The organism is Phytobacter sp. V69 (assembly GCF_965644215.1).
Lineage (GTDB): Bacteria > Pseudomonadota > Gammaproteobacteria > Enterobacterales > Enterobacteriaceae > Phytobacter.
Genome location: NZ_CBFFRL010000213.1, coordinates 1 through 7,267 on the forward strand (window position 1 = coordinate 1; position 7,267 = coordinate 7,267).

Here is a 7,267-nt window from a genome sequence, read left to right on the forward strand (position 1 = left end):
CTTATCGGTAGTTAACCCTTCCTCCTACACTCTCCACAATCATGTCCGAGCGTTGCACTTATTATCTGAATTCGCTAGCAATAAATCTTTTCTGACACGCTGGTTCGCTTCGTTCGCTCAGCCGCCCGCTGATGAAGAAACGCAGCTTTATCAACAGATCCGCACGTTGCTGAATGAACCGCGTAATGGCGACTACTGGCCGAAAAATAGCGATATCCGAAGCACAGAGAATCTCTGCCAGCTCACCCGTCACCACAATGGCTATCTGCGCGAAAAAGCCGTAATGGCGCTGTCACTGAAGCGCGACATCGCCGCGCTCACGGAACTGCTGATTTGCGCCAATGACTGGGTCAAACCGATTCACCGCCTCGCCACGCAGGAAGTGATGGCGCTGATGACAGCGGAAAATGCTCACGCCTTTATCGCCCATCTTCCACAGGTCAGGCAGTTGCTGACGTGCAGACGCTACAATCACGCGCCTTTAATCGAGCTGATTAGCCGCTTTTTGGCCTCTGAGGCCCATATAGAGAAACTGCGACAGGCACTCTATTCCCCTGACCGCGACCTGCGCCATGCCGTGCTGCATACGCTTATCGAGCAGGAACAATTGCACGGCGAAGCAGCGCTGGCCTTTGTGCTGGATATTGGCGATACCTATCTGCGGGGCATTGCGGTCACTTACTGGCTGGCACGCGCCCCAACGCTCTCAGAGACCCTGACCGAGCGCCTGCTGCGCGATCCCTGGCCGCGTATTCGTCGCGATGCGCTCTTTTATCTCGACGAACATGGGCAAGCGCTGCCTGAATCCCTGCACCGTTCACTGCTGCTGGATAAAAATGGGCTGATCCGCCAACGCGCCCGCCACATGCTCGCTGATACCATCGATGCCAACGCGTTTTGGCGCGATGTGCTTGCCTCACCGGCCTGGTCCGCAACCCAGCGCCGTTCTGCGCTCTATGGCCTGAAAGAGGTGCGCGATCCCGCGCTGCATTCGCTGGCATTGTGGGGTTATACGCAGCCGGAGAACGCTGTCCGCCAGGCGTCGCTGCATATTTTGCTGATGCTCGAAGGGGATGCAGCAAAACCCCGCGTGCTGGAAGCTCTGGCCGATTCAAGCCTGTCATTCGCCATGGCGGCAATGAAATCGCTGGCGCATCATCCCCTGTCGTTTTCGCGCGGCGAGCTTGAATCTCTGCTGGCAGGCTCACCATCGGACATACATACCCTGTTGTACTGGCGGTTGATGCACCAGCTAAATAAATGGGACTGGCTGATTTTATTATTACGCAACCATCATCAACTCACACAACAGGAATGTGATGAGCAGTACCGTCTGTGGGTCATGCAGTTTAATCGCGCGGCTATTTTCCCCACCCACAGGCAACGAGACATACTACGCGCGTTATTATTACAGGCCCCTAAAATTAATAAAATTGTGACGGAATACATTAACTGAATCGCAATCCAATCTTCCCTGTCGATATTATTGCGCGTAATCAGTTATAACTGGCGATCACTTCCACCGCCGAATTTGCCGGTCCGGGTGCTACGGCTCCCGGCGTACGGATATAACGTGCTGCCATTTTAATCAGTTGCGGGGGTGGAATTTCACCCAGGTTATAGGTTTTCGTTACGTAATCCGAAATGGTGGCAGCATCCACTGCCTGAGTAAAACTCACAACTTTCGCGGGGGCCGCGTTTTTTGTAGGTAAGGTCGAAATATCCCCCCACGCAAGCTGAATGCCGTAGCCCGTTGCCGTACTGGTACTGTCGAGGGTGATAATGCCATTCACCGCATCCTGCACCGCTGCGCCTCTTAATGGCGAGACGGAAATAATTAATCCGCTGTTTTTGTATTTTGCATTACTGGTGCTGGCAACCACTGTATTTGAAGAGAGCGTATAGTCAACACCGTAGCCCCGGGCTGCCGGGCATTGCACGGTAAAACTGGCGTCTTTCCAGTCGGATACACCGCCGGACATATTCATGTCGTGGGAACCCATAGATACGGTTTTATTGTTTAATGAGCAGGTTCCGGAGGTAATGTCCAATTCACCTTTAATTTCGAATGAACTTATTGTCCATCTGTTTGCCAGTGAATAGCTGCCATTATTCGGTGAAGTTGCACTGTAATAATCCATCGCACTGCTATTCATTTGTGCGGCGACGATAGTCGGACCGTTAAACAAGACATAACCGACAGATGGAATTTCTGACTGCCCGCTGATTACCGGAATTTCCCATAATGTTACTTTAAATTTTAGAGGAGCACCACCATAATTATGGGCACCTTTTGTAGTACCAGAGGGTTCAAGTTTCAAGGGGTTCGATGGCGGACCAATTGGGGCATTATTGGTTATAGTAAATACCGACCCCATGTCACGGAAAGAGAGCCCCAGGCCTTTTACTGAGGTTGGAAAGATATATTCACTGCCGTTTTGCAGAACCGTTGTTCCCGGATAGGCTTCAATATAAGTGACATAATCGGTCGCTCCTGCTGATAATCCACCTTGTGGGGTACATCTGGCACCATTATTCCCGCCCAGAAGTTTTACCCAAGACGCTATTTCACGATACTGCCCAGAGAAACCGGCTAAACCAGTTAGCGTCAATTTATTGTTAGAAGGAACGGGCAAATTAATAACGACTTTTGACGCTCCGCCTGAACAATTAATAACGGTTGCAAATGTTTCCCGCGCTACCAATAAAGATAAAAAGATTAATAGAATGAATTGTTTCATTGCACATTCCTTTGCTTCCTGAACGAACCTCAAAATAAAGACAATAGTTCCTCAAGAAAAGATATATATCTCCTCAAAAAAAATCCAAACCAATTCCCCATCGACCGTAAAATATTTACATAAATGCATTACCCATTATAAAACAGAAGGTTAACCAATAACCTCAACATAATAACTGAATGATTTTTTCAGGGTAATTCAATATATTTAATTTGATGATTTATCTTGCACAATTTGTACTTACTTAAAAATCAACAATATTGATAAACAATCCAATGTGCCCTGACTGCCTGTTCTGGCAACCACGATCACACAGAGGTTTACTCCCCCTCCCCGCAGCGCTACAATTCCCGCCCTAAATTTATGGGATCTCCCCAACCGCCTCATCAGGTGAGGCGAATCTGACCTGTCATCAGAACGAGAACATCATGTTTAAACCGGAACTCCTTTCCCCGGCGGGAACGCTGAAAAATATGCGTTACGCTTTCGCTTATGGCGCGGACGCCGTTTACGCGGGTCAGCCACGTTATTCACTGCGCGTGCGCAATAACGAATTCAACCACGAGAATTTGCAAAAAGGCATTAACGAGGCCCATGACCTCGGCAAAAAATTCTACGTCGTGGTGAATATCGCGCCGCACAACGCCAAGCTGAAAACGTTTATTCGCGATTTAAAACCCGTGGTGGATATGGGGCCGGATGCACTGATTATGTCGGACCCGGGTCTCATCATGCTGGTGCGTGAAAACTTCCCGGAGATGGACATTCACCTGTCCGTCCAGGCGAACGCCGTTAACTGGGCGACGGTAAAGTTCTGGAAACAGATGGGGCTAACCCGCGTTATCCTCTCACGCGAACTGTCACTTGATGAGATCGCTGAAATCCGCACTCAGGTGCCGGAGATGGAAATCGAAATTTTCGTTCACGGCGCGCTGTGCATGGCCTATTCCGGCCGCTGCCTGCTCTCAGGCTATATCAACAAACGCGACCCGAACCAGGGAACCTGCACCAACGCCTGTCGCTGGGAATATAACGTCCAGGAAGGCAAAGAAGATGACGTCGGCAATATCGTGCATAAATACGAGCCGATTGCGGTGCAAAACGTTGAGCCGACGCTGGGTATCGGCGCGCCAACGGACAAAGTGTTTATGATTGAAGAAGCCCAGCGTCCGGGTGAGTACATGACCGCGTTCGAAGATGAGCACGGCACCTATATCATGAACTCCAAAGACCTGCGCGCCATCGCCCACGTTGAGCGTCTGACGCAAATGGGCGTGCACTCGCTGAAAATCGAAGGCCGTACCAAATCCTTCTACTACTGCGCCCGCACCGCTCAGGTCTATCGCAAAGCCATTGACGACGCTGCCGCAGGCAAACCGTTTGATCCGGCGCTGCTGGAAACCCTGGAAGGGCTGGCACACCGTGGCTACACCGAAGGCTTCCTGCGTCGCCACACCCACGACGATTACCAGAACTACGAGTACGGCTACTCCGTCTCAGAGCGTCAGCAGTTTGTCGGTGAATTCACCGGTGAGCGTAAAGGCCCACTGGCCGCCGTGGCGGTGAAAAACAAATTCACCATGGGTGACAGCCTCGAATTGATGACGCCGCAGGGCAACATCAACTTTACGCTGGAGCATATGGAAAATGGCAAAGGCGAAGCCGTCGGTGTCGCACCGGGAGATGGTCATACCGTCTGGCTGCCGGTTCCGGATGATTTACAGCTGGAATATGCGTTATTAATGCGTAATTTTACTGGACAGAGCACGCGCAATCCGCACGCTAAGTAATTAACTGCCGTTATTTTTTACCAGCAGAAGAATCTTAGAATCGGATCACATACCGTTGCGCTCAATATGGGTATTATCCTTTTCGCTGAAAAACATAACCCATAAATGCTAGCTGTACCAGGAACCACCTCCTTAGCCTGCGTAATCTCCCTTACGCAGGCTGATTTTTTTATCCCTCCTTTTTCCATCCTGCCAGGCGCACTTTCCGGTCGTGAGATACACTTTGCTCATGGTGATTTTGAAAGGCGAAAAGGATGAGCAATTTTCCAGACAGTTTATTGATCCTCAACGGTAAAAGTGCGGGCGACGAGATGCTCCGCGAGGCAATTACCCTGCTGCGCAGCGAAGGGATGGACATTCAGGTGCGCGTCACCTGGGAAAAAGGCGATGCAGAGCGCTATGTGGCAGAGGCCATCACGCTTGGCGTCGAAACCGTGATTGCTGGCGGCGGCGATGGCACCATTAACGAAGTCGCCAGCGCGCTGGTGCACAGTAAAAGTGACAACCCCCCTGCGCTGGGGATTTTGCCGTTAGGTACCGCCAACGATTTTGCCACCAGCACCAACATCCCGGAGATGCTGGATAAAGCGCTACAGCTCGCCATCGTGGGCAAAGCGGTGTCCATCGACATTGCCGAAGTGAACGGTAAAACCTGCTTTATCAATATGGCCACCGGCGGGTTTGGCACCCGCATCACCACCGAAACGCCTGAGAAACTTAAATCCGCACTGGGCGGCGTCTCCTATATCATCCACGGTCTGATGCGGATGGATACGCTTAAAGCGGATCGCTGTGAAATTAAGGGCGAGGATTTCCACTGGCAGGGCGACGCGCTGGTGATCGGCATCGGTAACGGACGCCAGGCGGGCGGTGGTCAGCAACTGTGCCCGGACGCGCTCATTAACGATGGTCTGCTGCAACTGCGCATTTTTACCGGCGAAGAGATCCTGCCCGCGCTGTTCACCACCCTCACCCAGCCGGAAGATAACCCGCATATTATCGATGGCAAATCCGCCTGGTTTGAGATTAGCGCACCGCACGACATCACCTTTAATCTCGACGGCGAGCCACTGACCGGACAGCATTTCAGTATCAACATCTTGCCCGCCGCGCTGAAATGTCGTCTGCCACCGGACTGCCCGCTGCTACGTTAAGCCTTACAGTAGATTGACGGCGATCGGCTGGTAAAAAAGAGCCAGTGATTGCCGTCGCTACGGGTGATGTTCAGATAAAACGGGATCCCCTTTTGCAGATAGAAATCCGGTAACGTGCGCATGAGCTCCGGATAGATTGTCGCATCGCCGGTACTGACCGAAATCCGCTCTGACTGCAGAAAATAATCCTGCGCATTTCGCGTAAATGAGAACCAAACGTTGTGATTAACCGCCACCGGTTTACCCTGTTGCGGGATTATTTCTCCGCGTAGAATCGCCACCCCCGTCGAACCGTTAAATATATAACGAATGGAGATATTGCCACTTAGCGAAGGATATTCCACTGACAAATCGCCCATGCAATCGAAATGACTCCGCTGCCATACCTGCAGACTTTTAATAGCTAACACGGTCGAAACAATAGCGATAAAAGACAGCAACAAAAAAATCCGGTATTTATGAATCCACATGGTGATCCTCCATGAAAATGTAACGCGTAGCACAGACATTTTCCCGCCATGCACCATACTGTTCACGACAGACGATAACCGATATACGTGAGAAGTTGGGGTATAAGGTGATATACGTCCACGGGTAGTTCTGACAATCAAAAGTTTGCGTTTGAATAACCTGCCGATGCTTGTCAAAATTCAGCACATCCGGATTGGCGTAATAATGGCAGCCCATTCGCTCATTCAGCGGCACATACTGTGTGAAGCGCGGTTGAAACTCGCTGCGCCAGGTCATCACCCCAGCCGCCAGGCAGGCGAAAAAAACAGCCAGCGTCAGCCACACTCTTCTTACCAGCTTCCCACTGCCGGGCGCACGCACAGAAGGCTCCGGCACGCTTTTCTCTTCGGCATGCTGCTGCACTTCAATCCTGAGCGTGTTTTCCAGCTTGATACCGACTTTCGGCACGGTCACTATCCACTCTTCGTTGAGGCCGAGTTCTTTAAAAGCCCGACGTAACAAAGAGATATTTTGATAGAACGCGTTATTGGTCACTTGTGCGCCATTATTTTCCCAGACGTGCTGAAAAAAATAATCGCGCTCAACGACACTACCATGGTGCTGAATTAATAGAAGCAAACAACGTGTTGCAGGATTACTTAATGCTATATTGTGGCTTTTATCCGCAGTTGAAATCAGCAAGTTTTTATCCGGCCAGAAAGCAACCAGGCTGTGCAGTAAATAGATATTTGTCATCCTTAGCCTTTATTTATATTCCAAAGTAAAATAACGTAACGGAAAGTAAATAACGTTATTTAATTGTGGTGCTGGCACCCCATTTATTACCATCATCATTCAGGACCGAGAAGTTTATCTTATTATTCCGTATTGCAGGAGCGTTTATTTTAAAAATAGCCTGACGATCGCCGGGTGAAACCACTATTCCACTTGATGAATAATCTCCCATAACCAAATCTGTTAGCGTCATATTCCACTTTGAGTTATTTTTTACGTAAATAACCCCATTTTCATAGGAAAAATTCTGTAGATTAATCGATTCGCGAATTCAGATAATAAGTGCAACGCTCGGACATGATTGTGGAGAGTGTAGGAGGAAGGGTTAACTACCGAT

The 7,267-nt window shown here is 50.1% G+C and carries 7 protein-coding genes; 3 read left to right on the forward strand and 4 right to left on the reverse strand.

From position 1 onward, the window contains the following. Positions 1-1,456: hypothetical protein (locus tag ACSZPU_RS21470; protein ID WP_499002955.1), on the forward strand; the 1,456-nt coding region annotated here is incomplete at its 5' end. A 40-nt stretch (positions 1,457-1,496) separates the two neighbouring features. Here ACSZPU_RS21470 and ACSZPU_RS21475 read toward each other — a convergent pair. Continuing rightward, on the reverse strand, positions 1,497-2,741 hold the full coding sequence (locus ACSZPU_RS21475; protein ID WP_499002957.1) for a fimbrial protein: 1,245 nt from the start codon (positions 2,739-2,741) through the stop codon (positions 1,497-1,499). Positions 2,742-3,169: 428 nt separating this feature from the next. Between ACSZPU_RS21475 and trhP the strand changes: the two genes are divergently transcribed. Next, positions 3,170-4,531, forward strand: coding sequence for a prephenate-dependent tRNA uridine(34) hydroxylase TrhP (gene trhP, locus ACSZPU_RS21480; protein WP_499002959.1), 1,362 nt, complete (start codon positions 3,170-3,172; stop codon positions 4,529-4,531). A gap of 254 nt (positions 4,532-4,785) precedes the next feature. After that, positions 4,786-5,685 carry a lipid kinase YegS gene (gene yegS, locus ACSZPU_RS21485; RefSeq protein WP_499002961.1) on the forward strand — a complete coding sequence of 300 codons (900 nt, stop codon included), beginning with the start codon at positions 4,786-4,788 and terminating at the stop codon, positions 5,683-5,685. Here yegS and ACSZPU_RS21490 read toward each other — a convergent pair. The 3 genes from ACSZPU_RS21490 to ACSZPU_RS21500 all read right to left on the reverse strand — a co-directional run bounded on the left by ACSZPU_RS21490 (position 5,682) and on the right by ACSZPU_RS21500 (position 7,201). Continuing rightward, positions 5,682-6,044, reverse strand: coding sequence for a YqeJ family protein (locus ACSZPU_RS21490; RefSeq protein ID WP_499002963.1), 363 nt, complete (start codon positions 6,042-6,044; stop codon positions 5,682-5,684). The two genes, yegS and ACSZPU_RS21490, sit on opposite strands and share 4 nt — an antisense overlap. Before the next feature lie 97 nt (positions 6,045-6,141). After that, entirely contained in the window at positions 6,142-6,891 is a 750-nt protein-coding gene (locus ACSZPU_RS21495) for a winged helix-turn-helix domain-containing protein (protein ID WP_499002965.1), read from the reverse strand. Between the two features lie 55 nt (positions 6,892-6,946). Further along, complete coding sequence (locus ACSZPU_RS21500; RefSeq protein WP_499002967.1) at positions 6,947-7,201, reverse strand: fimbrial biogenesis chaperone; 255 nt, start codon at positions 7,199-7,201, stop codon at positions 6,947-6,949. Between the last annotated feature and the right edge of the window lie 66 nt (positions 7,202-7,267).

Excerpts from the sequence above, each read along its gene's own strand:
- ACSZPU_RS21475 (WP_499002957.1), bottom strand. The coding sequence starts at position 2,741 with ATGAAACAATTCATTCTATTAATCTTTTTATCTTTATTGGTAGCGCGG.
- trhP (WP_499002959.1), top strand. The coding sequence starts at position 3,170 with ATGTTTAAACCGGAACTCCTTTCCCCGGCGGGAACGCTGAAAAATATG.
- yegS (WP_499002961.1), top strand. The coding sequence starts at position 4,786 with ATGAGCAATTTTCCAGACAGTTTATTGATCCTCAACGGTAAAAGTGCG.
- ACSZPU_RS21490 (WP_499002963.1), bottom strand. The coding sequence starts at position 6,044 with ATGGGCGATTTGTCAGTGGAATATCCTTCGCTAAGTGGCAATATCTCC.
- ACSZPU_RS21495 (WP_499002965.1), bottom strand. The coding sequence starts at position 6,891 with ATGACAAATATCTATTTACTGCACAGCCTGGTTGCTTTCTGGCCGGAT.